Below are 17,381 nucleotides of genomic sequence, written 5' to 3'. Positions count from 1 at the left end.
CTTTAGCTAACTACATCAGCCAACTCTAAAAAAACAGGACAATGATCACTTCCCATTACTTTGTCTAAAATTAGAGATTTTTTAACATTTCTCTTAAAAAATTCATTAACAACAAAATAATCAATTCTCCAACCCATATTTCTCTCCCTAGCTCTTGCTATATAGCTCCACCAAGTATAACAACCAGGCTCCTTATTAAATATCCTAAATGTATCCACATATCCTTTGTTTAAAAAGCTATCTAGCCAATCCGTTTCTTCAACATAATATCCGGGCAAGTCTCTATTAGAATCAGGATTTACAAGGTCAATCTCAGTGTGAGCAATATTAAAATCACCACAAATTACTACATTTTTACCACCCCTCACAAGTGAATCTATAAGATTTTCAACATAAGATAAAAAATCAAGTTTATAACTGAGTCTTCTTCTTAAAGCTTGAGAATTGGGAAAATAACCATTAATTAATACAAAATTATCATAGTATGCTACAAGCCCCCTCCCTTCATTGTCAAAAATTTCTTTTCCAAGTAAATTTACAGAAATAGGCCTAACTTTAGAGTAAATACAAACACCACTATAGCCTTTAATCTTTGACTTTGAAAAATAAGAATAATAATCCTCAAGAATCAATTCCTTTGGCAACTGTTCTCTTAAGGCTTTAGTTTCCTGAACACACAAAATATCTGGAGTATATTCTTTTACAAACTCAAGAAAACCCTTTTTTAAAACAGCTCTAATTCCATTTACATTCCATGAAATTAATTTCATAAATCCTCTTTAAATTTAAATCAAATATAAATCTTTAATCCATCATAAGCTAAATAGATATTGTCTTTTTCTAAATAATCAAATTCTTCATGCATTATATCGTGTGCAATATGTGTAAAGTAAGAAATTTTGGGATTGATTTTTTTAATCTCGCGAATAGCCTCTGAAAAATTTAGATGAGTCGGATGAGGCTTAATCCTCATGGCATCTATTATAAGTAAATCTAAATTTTTTAAATAATCATAAGACGATTCAGGAATAAATTTAACATCAGTAAGATACGCTAGATTGTTTACCCTATAACCCAAACTAACTATATCTCCATGAATCAAAGGAATTGGCACTATTTTTAGACCTTTAAAAAAAATAGGCTTAAAATCTTTAGCCACATTAGGAATAATGTCTGCCTTTCCACTTAAAGAAGGTTTGGATGAAAAATTATGCGAAAAAGCATTCATTATATGAACTATGGCAGTATCTCTAGCATAAATGTTTAAAGGAGCAGCTCGTGTATAAAACTTAATATCATCAAAACCCATAATATGATCATAATGTTCATGGGTATAAAGTACTAAATCAAGTTTGTCTATATTTTCTCTTAAAAGTTGTTGTCTAATATCAGGACCTGTATCAATCAACAATTTAACCCCAGAAGATGCCTCAAGAAAAAAAGAACTTCTCAATCTTTTATTTTTACTAGAACTTGAAGTACAGACTCTACAGCTACAATTTAACATAGGAACACCACTTGAGGCACCAGTTCCCAAAAAGGTTCCGACCATATGTTGCTACCTTTCGCCTGTAAAGCATAATCTATTTTAACACAACATTTTATATTAAACAAAAATAAACTCTCTTAATTAAACAACTCCTCTTAAATCTAAAATTAGATTAACACTATTTAATAATCAATTCTGTAAACTATTTTGGAAAAATTGCTTTTATGCTTATAATTATTTAAGGAAAAATTATTTTTATGGATACGCAAATTTATGAACTCATTTTCTTAACCAGTTTTAGCATATTTTTAATAGTAAATTTATTTAATTTTAAAAAAGAATTTACTTATGAAGACTACTTCATAATATTTCCAGGTACGTTTTTTGTAATAACCTTATACTTTACAGAAATCAGACCACTAATGTTATATATTGGTAGTATATTCTTAATCTTTATGATAATCATCTTTTTTAAAAACATAAAAACAATAGTAAATAGAAGAAGAAGAATAAGCAACAGGTCTACAAAACAATCAAAAAGAATATTTCTTTCAATTTTGCTAAAAACAGTACTTGTAATGCCTGCTATTTTAACCGTTATTATTGCAACCATTTTTTCATACTTAGCACTTTTTATAAATTATCCTAAAGACGAAAACAATAGCAGCTATCAGATTGGATTTGCAAGAATTAAAGATCACAAAAATGATTTAAACTTATCGATTTGGTACCCTGTAAGCTCAACATTGGGCCTTAAAAAACAAAATCCATTTCTTTTATACGAATTTAATCCTTTTTTCATAAACGAAATGAATTATTTACCAAAAGAAAATAACATATATAAACAAGCCCTTATTAGCAATAACCAAAAACTATACGATTCTGTTTTGCTTATACTTCCTTATTATTCTCACGATTCAATGTTTAAATCTTTAATTAGCAGGCTTGTTAAGAAAGGAAAAATTGTTTATTTATATTCACCAAAATATAAACATATGAAAAGCTACGATTTTATTAAAAATAGCCATAAAAGTATATTCAGCTATGTAATCAATAAAAGTATTAGCTATTTAATTGAGCCTGCCAATATTCTTAATGAAAAAGCTGATATTGCATCTACTGAAAATGATATTCAAAGCATTATTGAACTAGCAAAATCAAGTCAAAATTTAAAGTTTTTAAATTCAAAAATGAACCTTAATAAACTAACGTTAATTACACTAGGAAATCAAGCAAATATTGCTAATTTTATCCTTGAAAAAAACATAAACATAACAAAATATATCAATATAGGAGGAAAACTACAAACAATAAGAAATTTAAAAAACTTACAACTAATTCTAAAAGAAAATGAAAAGAACCTCCACACAAAAGTTGTTAATATAAACTCTATAAAGCTAACAGATATAAGCAATATTGCAGAAATTTCTGATCTTATTTTTAGCAGAAACTATTTAAAAAGTTTTAATTTTTTAAAAAACAAAAAATCAATGTTATCAAAATTTAATTCTATAGTTAATGAAATTAATAAATTTATTGAAGAGGAAAAATAATAATGATAAAAAAATTCTTGCTATTTGCAATGATCAATATCTTTCTAACAAATGAAGCTCATAGTAATGTAGAGATAATCGAAATAAGTACTGAAATACAAAAAGAAAAATATATTCCCTTTTTAATAAGTAGAGGAAAAACTCAACTGGAAGACCTTGTAAAATATACTTTAGAAATAAATCCAGACCTTGACAAAAATTATGTAAGCACTGTGGCTAAAACCTATATAGACGAATCTTTGATTGAAGGGGTTAATTACGACATCGCCTATGCTCAAATGCTACTAGAAACAGGAGCTCTAAAATTTAATGGAATAGTTTCAAAAGAGCAACACAATTTTTCAGGAATAGGCGCTACTAATAATCTTACAAAAGGAAATTCTTTTTCCAATATTAAAGAAGGAATTAAGGCTCATATTCAACATTTAAAAGCTTATGCTTCAAAACAAAATATCAAATCAAATATGGTTGATCCTAGATTTTACCTTGTTAAAAGAGGATCTGCTCCAACAATATATGATTTGACTGGAAAATGGGCAAAAGACAAACTTTACGATAAAAAACTTAAAAAAATATTATTAGAACTATTAGAATATAATAATGCAAATAAAAGCTAAAAGCTCGCTATATGATTTTCTAGAAAAAATATATTCAAAATACAATAAAAAAAAATTTATACATCCAGATCCTTTAGAATTTCTATACAGGTATAAAGAAAAAGAAGACATTGAACTTGTAGGCCTAATTAGTTCTTCATTAGCACTTGGAAGAGTAGAAAAAATTTTAGAAGCAATCGAGACAATACTTAAACCACTTGGCAAATCCCCTTCTGAGAACCTTAAACTGGTAAATGAAAAAGATTTAAAAGAAATATTTAAAGGATTTGTTTATAGATTTTTCAAAGGGAAAGATATTGTAAGGCTACTGTGCACCCTTAAAGTAATAAAAGAATATCACCATACACTTGAAAATCTTCTTTACAGTATTTATTATAAAAACCAAAATTTTATACTCAGCATAGATGAATTAATTAAACATATGGAAAAAATAAATGGAAGAGAATTCGGAATGCTGCTTCCAAAGCCTTCAAAGGGAAGTTCTTGTAAAAGACTTTTTTTATTCTTAAGATGGATGATACGCAAAGATGACGTCGATTTGGGCATTTGGAATAAATTCAATCCCAATCAGCTTATAGTGCCAATGGATACTCATATGACAAACATTGCTTCAAAACTATTTAAAATCAAAGAACTAAAAAACGTAAATCTTAAAAAAGCAATAAAAATTACAAGCTATTTTTCAAAAGAAAATAATAAAGATCCTGTAAAATACGATTTCTCTTTAACCAGATTTGGAATAAATAGAGATTTTAATAAAGAAAAATTGTTAAAAACCATTAAAAAACTATAAAATTTTATTTATAAAACATTTAAAATAAGACATACTTAAATCATTAAAACAAAAATACCAATTTATCATAAAATAAAAAGGAGAATATATGAACAATCTTAAAGAAAAGATAAATACTTATAGCAAATTAATTTTGGGGTCTTGGCAATTTGGAGGAGGATACTTTAAACAGGTCGAAAAAGAAACCGCTAAAAAAATATTAAAAAAAGCATACAATCATGGGATCAGAAATATTGATACTGCAAGAGCTTATGGAAATGGAATTTCAGAAAAAATAATTGGTGAAATAATAGAAGAAGATCCAACAATAAGAGAAAATATTTTAATCGCGAGTAAATGCTACCCAATGGAAATTTCAGAATATACAAAGAACTTTAATGAAAGTCTTAAAAATTTAAAAACTGATTATATAGATATTTACTATATACACTGGCCTAAAAACGATTCTGACATAAGACCAATTGCATCATTTCTTGAAGAAATGAGAGCAAAAGAAAAAATAAAATATGTAGGTGTAAGCAATTTTGAAATATCACACATGGAAAGCATAAAAAAAGTTTGCAAAATTGACGTAAACCAAATAGGATACAACCCCTTATTTAGAAATAAGGAAAAAGATGTAATTCCCTACTGTGAAGATAACAATATTGCCACCACATCATATTCAACAATTGCTCAAGGACTTTTATCCAAAGCTAATATAAAAGATAAAAACAAATTTAATGATATTAGAACAGAAAAATTGATACTTTTCAAAAAAGAAATTTGGCCTTATACTTTGAAAACCATAAATAAACTTGAAGAGATAGCAAAGACAAATAACTTAACAATTTTAGAATTAACATATTCATGGTTTAAAAAAACAAAATTAAGTGGATTTATAGTGGGCTTCAGCAAAGAAAATTATGTAGAATCAAACTTGAATTCATTTAAAGCAGAAATTAATGATAAAGTATATGAAGAGATAACATCAATTTTAGATAATTTCAATCAACAAACTTAAATAGAATTTCCTAAGATTCTAACGCCCTCTACAGTTAAATGAATATTAAAAATAAACTCTATCTCAATTAACGGCAAAATTAAGTCAGCATTGCCCCCAGTAATTATTAAATTAAATTCTTTTTTATACATCTTTTTAATATCTCGATAAACACCTTCTATTAAATACTTATATTGATAAAACAAACCGCTGTTTACACTCCCGAATGTAGTTCTCTCTAAAAGATTATTTGGAGTGCTAATAGGAAATTTCTTGAGAAGATAGGCATTATCTAATAAAGAATTAAAATTTATCAAAGGACCAGAATTTATAAGACCACCAAGTATTCCATCTTGCCTACTAACAGCAAAAATGGTACAAGCTGTTCCAAGATCTACTACTAAAACATTTTCAAATGAATAATTTTCAATGGCTGCAACAAGATTAGAAAAAACATCTGAACCTAGCAAAAATTTATCGCTTTTGTAAGGATTAAATGTCAAATCATAATTTAAATCAAAACCAATAAACAAGGGCTTTATTTTAAAAAAAGAAAAAATGACATTTTCAAATATTTCATTAAGAATAGGAACAACGCTGCTTATAAAAACTTGATTTACGTTAAAATCAAAATTTTCTTCAAGAAAGCTATAAGCTTCATCATACCTTAACATAAGATTTGTTTTCATTTTAATAAACAAATTAACTTGATTATCTTTAAATAAAGCAAAAGCAATGCTAGTATTTCCAATGTCAATTATCAATTCTGATAATAAGAGTTTATTCATAAATATTTATTTTTTTGGCAATTTTGTCAAATCTCAATAAAAGATTAAAAGACCTTTTTTTCTTGGGTGTTGCTTTAATAACCAAAATTTTACTCAAAGGATAATACTTCCAACCATCAGAATATACATAAAACTTATAATCTGTAAACCAATCAATTTCTCTAAATCTAACTAAAGTTGGATTTAAAATATTTCCAAAAAATATATAGCTTGAATAATTAATCTCTTGATCAAAATCAATTGCAACTTTAGCATCAGTAATTTCGCGATTTAAAATCCTAGAAGCAGTATATATCCACCTGATAGATCCATAGCTAGAAATAAAAATAAATTGGGGCACATATTGATTATCAATAATATCAGAATAATAGCTTTCATAAGGAATTTCTTTGGCATAATCACTCATCAAAGAATAATAAATTGCATTAAATGAAAGCTTTAATATTAAATTATCTTTCAAATAAGATGCTATTCTTTTAAGAACCCCAGAAATCTTTAATGCATACTCAACAACATCAGATGAATTAATGTCATTATTTAAAATATATACTTTTCCTTCATCTGTAACACCAAATAAAGTAAATATAAATTTATAAAGCTCCTTTTTAAAACTTAAATAAAAAGAATCTTCAGCTCTAATCTTAAGAAAAGTAAGATAATTAGATAAAATGTTGTAGGCTTGGCTTAAACCAAAATTAGAACTTAATGTTTTTTTAGGATCTTTAAGAAGATTTAAAGCACTATTTAATTTAGAGCCGTTTTCTGATAAAAAAATTTTTTCCAAAAGACGAGGATCCTCCTTTAAATAAACCATAAGTCTGTCTTCTTCAAGAGAATCAATAAAAGTTTTATTCCTTGATAAATAAGAAAAAAATTTATTGAATTGATCTGAATTAGCATAATAACATAAACTTAAATAAGTCAACTTATGTTCATTTTTAACTAATAAAGAATCTAATTTTAAAATTATTGACTCGTAATCCCCTCTGATTAAAGATTCTGCTAAAAAACAAACCATTAAATTTTCATCAAAGCTATATGCACCATATTTAAGCCAACCCCCCTTTGAAACATTAAAATTAACAGAATTGTTCCAAGAATCATAAGCATTTTGTCTAAAATTGTTTAAAGTATCATTAAAAATTTTATTATCCACCTCTTTAACTTTTGAACGTATAGTGGAATAATCCAATACATCACTTTTATTACTTTGATTGCCCTCTATAATCGAATTTGAAATATTTTTCTTTGGTGAATCAATATAAATAGCATTGCCAATTCTAAATGCTGCTTGAGGAGAAATTAAAATATCTTTTTCTCTTATCTTTACATTTTCTCCTAAAAAAATTTTATATTCCAAATTCTTCCCTTGTCTTATTGAAACAGTAGGCTCATCTAATAAAACTTCATAATGATCTTCAACTTCATAACTTAACAAAAAGCTCTTAGAGAGATTTGATTCAATGCTAAAATTATTTTCTGAATCGAGTAAAAACCCAAGAAAAATATTATTCTCAAAATAAACATAAATACCTATGTTTTGCACTTTATAAGAGATGGGGAAAAGATTTAAACCAGTTTCTAAAACAACAAGTGGATTAAGTTTTGATAAAAATATCCTAAGTCCCCTAACATTAACAACAATATCATTTAAAATATATTCACTATTTTCAACCTTATTATTTACTTCCAATTTTATATCTTTTAAAAAAAATATATTTAGGTTTAAATTCCTAAATTGTAAAAAAATAACAACAAACAACATTAAAGAACCAAGCAATAAATTAAAAGCCCTTGCCCTTAAAAACTCCTTCATATGATGATTCTAATCATAAAAAATCAAAATATCAATATTGATTGCATAAAAACAAAAAAAATAATACAATCATAGGTTAGCTAGTTAAATAGGAGTAAAATATATGAAAATTCCTAAAAATTATATTCCAGGAACAAACCCTTACAAGTCTCTGCCTAAAAAACCTATTATTGAAAACAAGAAAAAAATTACTAAAAAACAAGAACAAATTAATTCAGAAATTATGAAATCTCAAGAGCGTATTTTGAAACTATATATGCGGCGCCTACAAAAAAAAGATCAAATAACTCTTCAAAATTTTATTCTAGAAGGACATAAAGTAGGCTCCAAAATTTTCAATAATTTGCCAAAAACACTAAAGGAAATAATAGCTTTAATGAATATAGAATCGTTAAAAGTGCTAAAAAAAAATACAAAAAATCCAATTAAAATGCTTTACATAAAATTTTCAAGCTGGACCTTAAACAAACTAATCAAAACACTCGACATTGAATCTAATAACAACAAACCTGCAAAACATAAATAATAATTTTCAAATTCTTTTTATATCTTGCTTATTAATTTTTTATTTGCATCTTTTCTTACAGTGTCTATTGTCGATTTATCATCAGGATAAAAAATCTTTCAAGAACCATCTTTTATAATTGTTGGGTTTTAAAATATACATTGAATCTATATCTAGTGTCATTTTATTGACACAATAAAATTCACCAATCACGCCCAACTTATTACCAATAGCTAAAAACACGCTGCAATATCTCAAAGCCCTACAAAAGAAAAATAGGCCTTATAAGGACCTATAAAAGTTTGGCAAAAAAATATACACAAGAACCATTAATATGAATATGAGAAGAAATATCAAAATTAAATGCCCTTATAATAGACCTTGAAACTGCAAACAAACTATTAATATTACGACATTCAGAAGTATCAAAAATAAATTGAGTAAAATCTTTTTTTAAAGGATAGCTACCAATGTTTTTTAGCATAAGATACACTATCTTTAGAAGTAATAAAAAACTCTCCGCTTAAAGGAAAAGAAATAGCTCTTCAATAATTTTGCCGCCACTAGCATACGCTAGCGATATTCCATATGAAGGATGACCTGTCGCAAAAGAAGAAGCTCCATAAATAGGGTCAATAATAAAAGTACTCTCTGATATTAAAACATCTTTGATATACTCTTCTTCATAAGGAGATATTGTCTCTTCTTTAAGAACAAAATTACCAAGCTTTTTGATTTCGTTGAATAAGAATTGCTAAATTTGCTTATCAACCCGAGTTACAATAGACCCATCAGATTGTAAATCTAAAATTAATTTATCACAACCACTTAATGCAAGCCTAGTCGATTCATTTAATAAAAATATAATTTTTCAAAACCTCCAATCCATTTTTATCTTGATTCTCTTATTAATAATAAATTCTAAAATTTAAAAATCATCTCCAAAAGCATTTTACTTTGATAAATTAAATATTTTTTTGCTTTTTTTAGATTGATTCTATTTTTTTATTTTCAATCTCACAGATTCTATTAAATAGCAAAAAGGTAAGAAAATTTATCAAACACAAACTCCTTTTCCTGATAGGGAACACAGTTCCCAATTTAAAACAATGTCCTTTGATTCAAGTTCCAAAATCCCATTAAAATTAAAAAATAATAACTGAAAGTAAAAGCATTAGGACAAATCTCATTTTTATAATTTTTACATTTAAAATTCCATACCACAATGTAATACACACATCGATTCTAAATTCAATAAATAATTATTAACATAATTTAATGCTTAAAAAAGACTTGAGTTATTTAAGCTATCACAACATAAAAATTAATAATATATTAATATACTATGGTCATATATGTTTATTAAATAAATTTAAAAGTATAAAAATTTAATTTGAACTTAAAAAGCTATTTTCCAATTTTTCTAGTAAAAAACATTATTAATAAAAATTTAAAAAAAGAAAAGAATTTAAAAACCTAGGCTTTAGTCATAATTTTAAATTCTATTATTTAAAATAGAAGTTGAAAGCTCAAAACCAAAGGTTTTTCTAGAAACTTTAACTATGGGAGCCCCTTGCCTTCTTTTATATTCATTTTTAAAATAAAGATTTAAAACTTTATCAACTATACTTTTTTCAAAATTAAGATAAATTGAATCTACAGATTCATTGTCAATCAAATATTTATTTAAAATAACATCAAGAACTTCATATTTTGGAAGATAGTCACTATCTTTTTGATCAAACCTTAACTCAGCTGAGGGCTCCTTTAAAATAATATTAACAGGAATAATACATTGGTCAAATTTTGCATTAATATACTTTACAAGATCATAAACCTCTGTCTTAAAAAGATCTCCGATCAAAGCAAGTCCTCCACAAGTATCCCCATAAAGGGTACAATAACCAACTGCAATCTCGCTTTTGTTGCCAGTATTTAAAAGCAAAGAATTTTGAGAATTACTATAAGACATTAATAAAAGCCCCCTTAACCGAGCTTGTAAATTCTCACCAGTGACACCTTTAACATCAAAATATCCTTCAAAAAATTTTCTGCTTACCTCAAATAAATCTTTTATTGGCATTTCAATCAATTTAAAACCTAATTTGCTAGAAAGTTCTTTAGCATCAGAAATAGAATCTGCTGATGAAAATTTACTAGGCATAGAAATCCCAACAACATTCTCAGCGCCCAAAGCAAAACATGCAAGACACGCAACAAGAGCAGAATCAATACCCCCAGATATACCCAAATGAACTTTAGAAAATCTCGAAAAAGAAACATATTCTCTTAAAACAAGAGATATTGCTAAAATAATTTTTTCAAAAAGCTCATTACATGTATCAAATTTTAAATCTTGAAATGTATCATTAGATACAAAATCAAATTCAAATCCTTTGGCTTGTTTTATCTTGCCAAAACTATTAATAAAAAAGCTGCACCCATCATAAACTGCAGAATCTTCAGCTCCATAAAAATTCGAATAAACAACATTCAGGTTATTCTCAATAGCAACTCTTTCAAAGAATTTTAACCTAAGATTATTCTTTTCCTTAGTAAAATAAGACTTAGACGGTACTATTAAGTACTGAGCTTTCTTTAAATGCTCGCCAAATTTAGGAATTAGCTCTTTAAATAACAAATCATCCTCAAAATTTAATACAGCAAATAAATTGTCCTTATAACTAAAAAATCCAGGCAAATTGTATTGTGATACAGTTAGAACAACTTTATGATTACTGATAACAGAAATAACATCTACAAATTTGTCAACCTTATAAACACTATGACCAAAAACAATTAAAGTGCTATCATCAACTTGTTCTTTCATAAATTCAATAAACTTACATATATTTTTAGAATATTGAAAAAGCTCAAAAAACTTGCCATACTTAGTATTACCTAAAAACGTAGAAGGAAAAACTAAAACGTCTGATCCCCTTAGCAAAGCTTCATCATAATTAATTTTAAAATCAGTAATACATTTATCAAAATCTAAAGCTCTGTATTTCGTTTGAGCAATGCTTATTTTCATAGATAAATAATAAGCAATAATAGATTAAATTACAACAAAAAATTAATAGCTTAGCAAAACCAATACTCGCCCACATTTTAACAATACTCCAATATTAAGAGTGTCTATAAACACACTAAAAACAAACAAAAACTGATACAAAAAATATTCTTATTAATAAAAAAATAAAATTTTTTATTTTGACAAAAAAATACACACGAACATTTTATCAAATAACAATATGTATCAATACAACACTATTAATAAAAGCTTGAGAAAAATATACATCTTGCAAATGATCAAAATGAATCAATTTTATTAAATTTTAATAAAGAAAAAAATTTGTAAAATATTTTTTTTAAAGATAAAATGCTTTATCAAAGGAGGAAAAATGGAAAAAAAAGAAACTAAAAGCGAATCTGAGAAAAACAACAAACAAGATAATAAAAATACAAAATCTCAAAAAAAAGAAAACTTAAATTTAGTAAATTCTGATAAAAAAATTACTGAGCTTGAAAATGAAATCTCCAATCTTAAAGATTTGTATTTAAGAAAACAAGCAGAATTTGAAAACTTCAGAAAAAGATTAGAAAAAGAAAAAGACAATTTTGTTAAATTTGCAAATGAAACCATAATGAAAGATGTCGTTAATTTTCTTGATAACTTAGAACGAGCTATTAACTCTTCAAAAAAATCTAAAGATTTTGATAACTTATTAACAGGAATCAGTATGATTGAAAATGAAATACTATCAATCTTTGATAAAAAATATAATTTAAAAAAATTTGGAGAAAATGGCGAAAACTTTGATCCAAGTCGTCATGAAGCAATAAGCATTGAAGAAAAAGAAGGTCTTAAAAATCCAGAAATAGTAGAAGTATACCAAAAAGGATATTGCTACAACGCCAGAATATTAAGAACAGCAAAAGTTAAAGTTGCTCAAAGCAAAAATTAATTAGAAAAAGGAGGTTTATAATATGGGCAAAATAATAGGTATTGACCTAGGAACAACAAACTCATGCGTAGCTATAATGGAGCATGGAAAACCAGTTGTAATACAAAATTCAGAAGGGGGAAGAACTACTCCATCTATTGTTGCTTACACAAATAAAGGCGAAAGACTTGTGGGGCAAGTTGCAAAAAACCAAATGGTTACAAACCCTGAAAACACAATTTATTCTATTAAAAGATTTATGGGAAGAAGGTTTGAAGAGGTTGCAAGCGAAATAAAAATGGTTCCTTATAAAATAGAAAAAGGACTAAATGGTGATGCGCGAGTAAACATTTCTAATATAAAAAAGCAAATGTCACCGCCTGAGATCTCAGCAGCAACTCTTACAAAAATGAAAGAAACAGCAGAAGCTTATTTAGGTGAAAAAGTTACAGAGGCTGTTATCACAGTTCCTGCTTACTTTAATGATGCTCAAAGACAAGCCACAAAAGATGCTGGAAAAATAGCGGGTCTTGAAGTAAAAAGGATTGTTAACGAGCCAACTGCTGCTGCTCTTGCTTATGGAATTGAAAAAAAACATGAAGAGATCGTTGCTGTTTACGATCTTGGTGGAGGAACATTTGATATTTCAATATTGGAACTTGGAGATGGTGTTTTTGAAGTAAAGTCAACCAACGGAGACACACATCTTGGTGGTGACAATTTTGACGACGAGATAATAAAGCATTTAATTTCAGAATTCAAAAAAGAAAGCGCTATTGATTTGTCAAACGACAAAATGGCTCTTCAAAGACTCAAAGAGGCTGCTGAAAAAGCTAAAATAGAACTTTCCGGCGCTCAAGAAGCTTCAATAAATCTTCCATTTATTACAGCAGATGCAAATGGTCCAAAACACTTACAATATACTCTAACAAGAGCAAAATTCGAACAAATGGTAGACCATTTGGTTCAAAAAACAAAAGAACCCTGCCTTAAAGCTATTAAAGATGCAGGACTTAAAGCTTCTGATATCAATGAAGTAATACTTGTAGGTGGATCAACAAGAATTCCTGCTATTCAAAAAATTGTAAAAGATATATTTGGACAAGATCCTAACAAAGGAGTAAATCCAGATGAAGCTGTAGCAATTGGAGCTGCTATTCAAGGTGGCATTTTAACAGGAGAAACTAAAGACATGGTACTCCTTGACGTTACTCCACTCTCACTAGGAATAGAAACGCTGGGGGGTGTTATGACCAAACTTATTGAACGAAACACCACAATTCCTACAAAAAAAAGTCAAGTATTCTCAACAGCCGCTGACAATCAAACCTCTGTTGATATTAAAGTCCTTCAAGGTGAACGTGAAATGGCAGCACAAAATAGAATACTTGGTAATTTTATACTTGATGGAATACCAGCAGCACCAAGAGGAGTCCCTCAAATTGAAGTTAGCTTTGATATTGATGCTAATGGAATAGTTCACGTGTCTGCAAAAGATATGGGAACAGGCAAAGAACAAAAAATTAGAATTGAATCATCATCAGGGCTCTCTGAATCAGAAATAGATCGAATGATAAAAGATGCAGAAGCTCATGCGGAAGAAGATAAAAAATTAAAAGAAAATATTGAGGCAAAAAATACAGCTAATTCTTTAATTTATCAAACAGAAAAATCATTAAAAGAATATTCTGAAAAAATTCCAAGCGAAGACAAAGAAGCTATTGAAAGTAAAATAAAAGAATTAAAAGAAAGTCTTGAAAAAGAAGACATTTCACTTATAAAATCTAGAACAGAAGAACTTCAAAAAGCTTCTTACAAAATAGCTGAGATGATGTATAAAGATTCTTCACAGCAAAATGCAAGCAGCCCACAAGAAAATGGCCCACAAAGCAATACAAGCGGAGAGGGTAAAGAGGCTGATTATGAGGTTGTTGACGAGGATAAAAAATAGTGAAAAAAGATTATTATGAAATTTTGGGGCTCTCAAAAGGAGCCTCAAAAGATGAGATAAAAAAAGCTTATAGAAAAATAGCAATTAAATATCACCCAGACAGAAATCAAGGAAATGAAGAGGCTGCCACTATCTTTAAAGAAGCTACTCAAGCTTACGAAATTTTAATAGATGATAATAAAAAAGCTAAATACGACAGATTTGGACATTCCGCTTTTGAAGGAGGGGGATTTGAAGGATTTTCAGGTGGATTTAGTGGATTTTCAGACATCTTTGAAGATTTTGGCGATATTTTTGATTCATTTTTCACTGGAAACAAAGGACAAGAAAAAAATAGAAAACATGCAAAAGGTGAAGACTTAGGATATAACATAGAAATATCTCTTGAAAATGCATACTTTGGTTACAAAAATAATATAAACATAACAAGACAAATGCTTTGTGATTCTTGTCTCGGGAAAAAATCTGAAAAAGGCACAAGCCCTTCGATATGTAACATGTGTAACGGCAGCGGAAGAGTGGTACAAGGCGGAGGATTTTTCAGAGTTACAACAACATGTTCTAAATGTTACGGCGAGGGCAAAATAATACCAAGCCCTTGCAAATCCTGCAAAGGAAAAGGAAGCCTTGCAAAGCAAGAAACTATTCAATTAAACATTCCCCCAGGTATTGATAATAACCAACAAATAAAAATGAAAGGCAAGGGAAATGTTAATCCAGATAATCAAGAATATGGCGATCTTTATGTAAAAATATTGATAAGATCTCATAAAATATTTAAAAGAAACAGTAAAGATCTCTATGCAATGCTTCCAATAAGCTTTACTCAAGCAGCGCTTGGAAAAGAAGTAAAAATAAAAACAATCGCTTCAAAAGAGATTAAAATACAAATTCCAAAAGGAATAAACAATGAAGAACAAATTCTAATTAAAAACGCAGGAATGCCAATTCTTCAAACCGAAAAGTTTGGGAATTTAATATTAATCACCAAAATAAAAACGCCTAAAAATTTAAATTCTAATGCTATTAAACTTTTTGAAGACTTGGGCAAAGAATTGAAAGATGATAATGAAATAGATTTACTCAAAGTATAACATGTACATAACTCATGCCAATTCAATAATTGAAAGCATAAAAAATAATAAAGGATTTGAACTTTATATATCAAAAAAAAGTTCAAAAACTAAAGAAATTGAAAAATTGGCTAAAATACAAAATATAAAAACAACAAGAATAAGTACAAATGAACTTGACAAAATTCTTAAAAGCAAAGACCACAGAGGATTTGCATTAAAATTAAAACTTGAAAAAAATAAAAATGTAAAAACTCAAACTAAAGATTTTGAAAACTTGCTAGAAACATTTAAAAAAAAAGAAAATGCTTTCATTTTACTTCTAGATGAAATAGAAGATCCCCAAAACTTTGGAGCAATCCTTAGAACAGCAGAACAATTTAGTATAGATCTTGTAATTACTACTCAAAAACGTAGCGCAAAAGACAATTCAACGGTTTTGCGCACTAGCTCTGGTGCAAGCCAATATGTAAAAAAAATAAAAGTGACAAACATAAACAACACAATAAATATTTTAAAAAACTATGGCTTTTGGATATACACTAGCGATATTAAAGGAGAAGATATAAATAAAATCAAAATAAGCGACAAAAAAATTGCACTTATTTTAGGAAATGAAGGAAAAGGTGTACATAAGCTAATAAAAGAAAATTCTGATTTTTTAATAAGGATACCAACTAGCGGAAAAATAGACTCACTTAATGTTTCTGTATCTACAGGCATTTTAATCTTTGAAATCAAAAGGCAATTAAATCTACTCTAAAGCATTAAATTAAATAAAAACTTCATTTAAAAATCAAAAAACATCTTAATAAAAACTATTTTAAAAAATTTCCCAACTCAACAGATGCAATAAATCCCTCAGCAGCAGCGGTAATGGCTTGAGCATAAAGCTTATTGCTAACATCTCCACACGAAAAAACACCATCAACACTTGTTTTAACAACATCTTTAGTAACGATAAATCCTTCTTCATCTAAATCCAAAAATCCCTTTAAAAATTCTGTATTAGGCTTATAGCCAACAGCCATAAATACAGCACTCACTTCTAATTTATAAACAACATTATTTTTTTTATTTAAAATCTTAACCGAAGAAACAAAAGATTTACCATCTACTTCTATAGCTTCTGAATTGTATAAAATTTCAATATTAGGTAACTTTGCAACACTATCTCTTAACATAGCAATAGCTCTAAGATTATCTTTTCTTACGATAAGATAAACCTTGTCTGCTAATTTACTTAAATAAATTGATTCTGAAAGGGCGGTGTTGCCTCCACCAATTACTGCAACCCTTTTCCCTTTAAAAAGATGTCCATCACAAATAGCACAAACCGAAATACCTTTATTCCAAAATAAACCCGAATTTTTAAGAGTTTCAAGTTTTTTGGGTTTTGATCCCACAGCGATAATAACAGCTTTACTTTTATAAATATAATTTTCTGTATAAAGGTAAAAAATACTACCCTTTCTTTTTATAGAAAAAACGGTTTCGGGAAAAGTTTTAGCCCCAAGATTTACTACTTGTTCCCTCATATTTAACATCAAATCTCTACCGCTTATTCCATTTTTAAAGCCAGGATAATTGTAAACTTCTGTGGTTGTAGTAAGTTGCCCCCCAGGTTCAGGGCCTTCCAAAATAGTAGCCTTATAATTACTCATAACAGAATAAATCCCAGCTGTTAGTCCAGCCGGGCCAGATCCTACAATTATTACATCTTCAATAAAATCTACCTCTTTTTGAGATAGATTTTCCTTTTTGATTAGATTTATATCAATAGTTTCAAATTCTAACATATCTAAACTTCAAGCCTCTCTTAAAAATTTGAATATTAATCTTAACGTTGCTAAAATTAATATTCAAT

Annotated in this window: 15 protein-coding genes and 1 pseudogene; 9 read left to right on the top strand and 7 right to left on the bottom strand. The window is 27.8% G+C overall.

The window, feature by feature from the left end; all coding sequences use genetic code 11:
• Positions 1 to 2: 2 nt before the first annotated feature.
• Complete coding sequence (gene xth / locus LRB30_RS01855; protein WP_231014629.1) at positions 3 to 770, bottom strand: exodeoxyribonuclease III; 768 nt, start codon at positions 768 to 770, stop codon at positions 3 to 5.
• Between the two features lie 20 nt (positions 771 to 790).
• Positions 791 to 1,552, bottom strand: coding sequence for an MBL fold metallo-hydrolase (locus LRB30_RS01850; protein WP_231014628.1), 762 nt, complete (start codon positions 1,550 to 1,552; stop codon positions 791 to 793).
• A gap of 194 nt (positions 1,553 to 1,746) precedes the next feature.
• Between LRB30_RS01850 and LRB30_RS01845 the strand changes: the two genes are divergently transcribed.
• The 4 genes from LRB30_RS01845 to LRB30_RS01830 all read left to right on the top strand — a co-directional run bounded on the left by LRB30_RS01845 (position 1,747) and on the right by LRB30_RS01830 (position 5,455).
• Positions 1,747 to 3,042 (top strand): hypothetical protein, encoded by a 1,296-nt coding sequence (locus LRB30_RS01845; RefSeq protein ID WP_231018741.1) that lies wholly within the window; start codon positions 1,747 to 1,749, stop codon positions 3,040 to 3,042.
• A gap of 2 nt (positions 3,043 to 3,044) precedes the next feature.
• Complete coding sequence (locus LRB30_RS01840) at positions 3,045 to 3,659, top strand: glucosaminidase domain-containing protein (RefSeq protein WP_231018739.1); 615 nt, start codon at positions 3,045 to 3,047, stop codon at positions 3,657 to 3,659.
• The gene (locus tag LRB30_RS01835; protein WP_231018738.1) at positions 3,643 to 4,452 is read left to right on the top strand and encodes a TIGR02757 family protein; all 810 of its coding nucleotides are present in this window, start codon (positions 3,643 to 3,645) and stop codon (positions 4,450 to 4,452) included. Before LRB30_RS01840 ends, LRB30_RS01835 begins: the two co-directional genes overlap by 17 nt.
• Before the next feature lie 88 nt (positions 4,453 to 4,540).
• The gene (locus tag LRB30_RS01830) at positions 4,541 to 5,455 is read left to right on the top strand and encodes an aldo/keto reductase (protein ID WP_231018729.1); all 915 of its coding nucleotides are present in this window, start codon (positions 4,541 to 4,543) and stop codon (positions 5,453 to 5,455) included.
• On the opposite strand, the gene LRB30_RS01825 is transcribed toward LRB30_RS01830, so the two are convergent.
• Both LRB30_RS01825 and LRB30_RS01820 read right to left on the bottom strand, forming a co-directional pair.
• Positions 5,452 to 6,222 carry a type III pantothenate kinase gene (locus tag LRB30_RS01825; RefSeq protein WP_231014631.1) on the bottom strand — a complete coding sequence of 257 codons (771 nt, stop codon included), beginning with the start codon at positions 6,220 to 6,222 and terminating at the stop codon, positions 5,452 to 5,454. The two genes, LRB30_RS01830 and LRB30_RS01825, sit on opposite strands and share 4 nt — an antisense overlap.
• Complete coding sequence (locus LRB30_RS01820) at positions 6,215 to 8,038, bottom strand: hypothetical protein (RefSeq protein ID WP_231014632.1); 1,824 nt, start codon at positions 8,036 to 8,038, stop codon at positions 6,215 to 6,217. Before LRB30_RS01820 ends, LRB30_RS01825 begins: the two co-directional genes overlap by 8 nt.
• A gap of 103 nt (positions 8,039 to 8,141) precedes the next feature.
• Here LRB30_RS01820 and LRB30_RS01815 point away from each other — a divergent pair, with 103 nt between their 5' ends.
• Entirely contained in the window at positions 8,142 to 8,564 is a 423-nt protein-coding gene (locus LRB30_RS01815; protein ID WP_231018728.1) for a hypothetical protein, read from the top strand.
• Between the two features lie 17 nt (positions 8,565 to 8,581).
• Here LRB30_RS01815 and LRB30_RS01810 read toward each other — a convergent pair.
• Positions 8,582 to 9,411: pseudogene (locus LRB30_RS01810) on the bottom strand (inositol monophosphatase family protein).
• 627 nt (positions 9,412 to 10,038) lie between these two features.
• Entirely contained in the window at positions 10,039 to 11,577 is a 1,539-nt protein-coding gene (gene nadE, locus LRB30_RS01805) for an NAD(+) synthase (protein ID WP_231018726.1), read from the bottom strand.
• A 370-nt stretch (positions 11,578 to 11,947) separates the two neighbouring features.
• On the opposite strand from nadE, the gene grpE reads away from it, so the two are divergent.
• Genes grpE through rlmB form a run of 4 tightly spaced genes read left to right on the top strand, consistent with a single transcriptional unit; the run spans position 11,948 to position 16,277 of the window.
• Positions 11,948 to 12,511 carry a nucleotide exchange factor GrpE gene (gene grpE, locus LRB30_RS01800; RefSeq protein ID WP_231014014.1) on the top strand — a complete coding sequence of 188 codons (564 nt, stop codon included), beginning with the start codon at positions 11,948 to 11,950 and terminating at the stop codon, positions 12,509 to 12,511.
• A 22-nt stretch (positions 12,512 to 12,533) separates the two neighbouring features.
• Complete coding sequence (dnaK, locus tag LRB30_RS01795; protein ID WP_231014015.1) at positions 12,534 to 14,441, top strand: molecular chaperone DnaK; 1,908 nt, start codon at positions 12,534 to 12,536, stop codon at positions 14,439 to 14,441.
• Positions 14,441 to 15,535 carry a molecular chaperone DnaJ gene (gene dnaJ, locus LRB30_RS01790; protein ID WP_231014016.1) on the top strand — a complete coding sequence of 365 codons (1,095 nt, stop codon included), beginning with the start codon at positions 14,441 to 14,443 and terminating at the stop codon, positions 15,533 to 15,535. Before dnaK ends, dnaJ begins: the two co-directional genes overlap by 1 nt.
• Before the next feature lies 1 nt (position 15,536).
• Positions 15,537 to 16,277: a 23S rRNA (guanosine(2251)-2'-O)-methyltransferase RlmB gene (gene rlmB, locus LRB30_RS01785; protein WP_231014017.1), complete on the top strand. Its 741-nt coding sequence runs from the start codon at positions 15,537 to 15,539 to the stop codon at positions 16,275 to 16,277.
• Between the two features lie 55 nt (positions 16,278 to 16,332).
• Here the strand turns inward: rlmB and trxB are convergent, their stop codons facing one another.
• Positions 16,333 to 17,313 carry a thioredoxin-disulfide reductase gene (trxB, locus tag LRB30_RS01780; RefSeq protein WP_231014019.1) on the bottom strand — a complete coding sequence of 327 codons (981 nt, stop codon included), beginning with the start codon at positions 17,311 to 17,313 and terminating at the stop codon, positions 16,333 to 16,335.
• Positions 17,314 to 17,381: the final 68 nt, after the last annotated feature.

This window comes from Borreliella americana (genome assembly GCF_021043605.1).
GTDB classification, from domain to species: domain Bacteria; phylum Spirochaetota; class Spirochaetia; order Borreliales; family Borreliaceae; genus Borreliella; species Borreliella americana.
The sequence above is the reverse complement of the archived record's forward strand: the minus strand, read 5'-3'. Positions and strand labels throughout refer to the sequence as shown.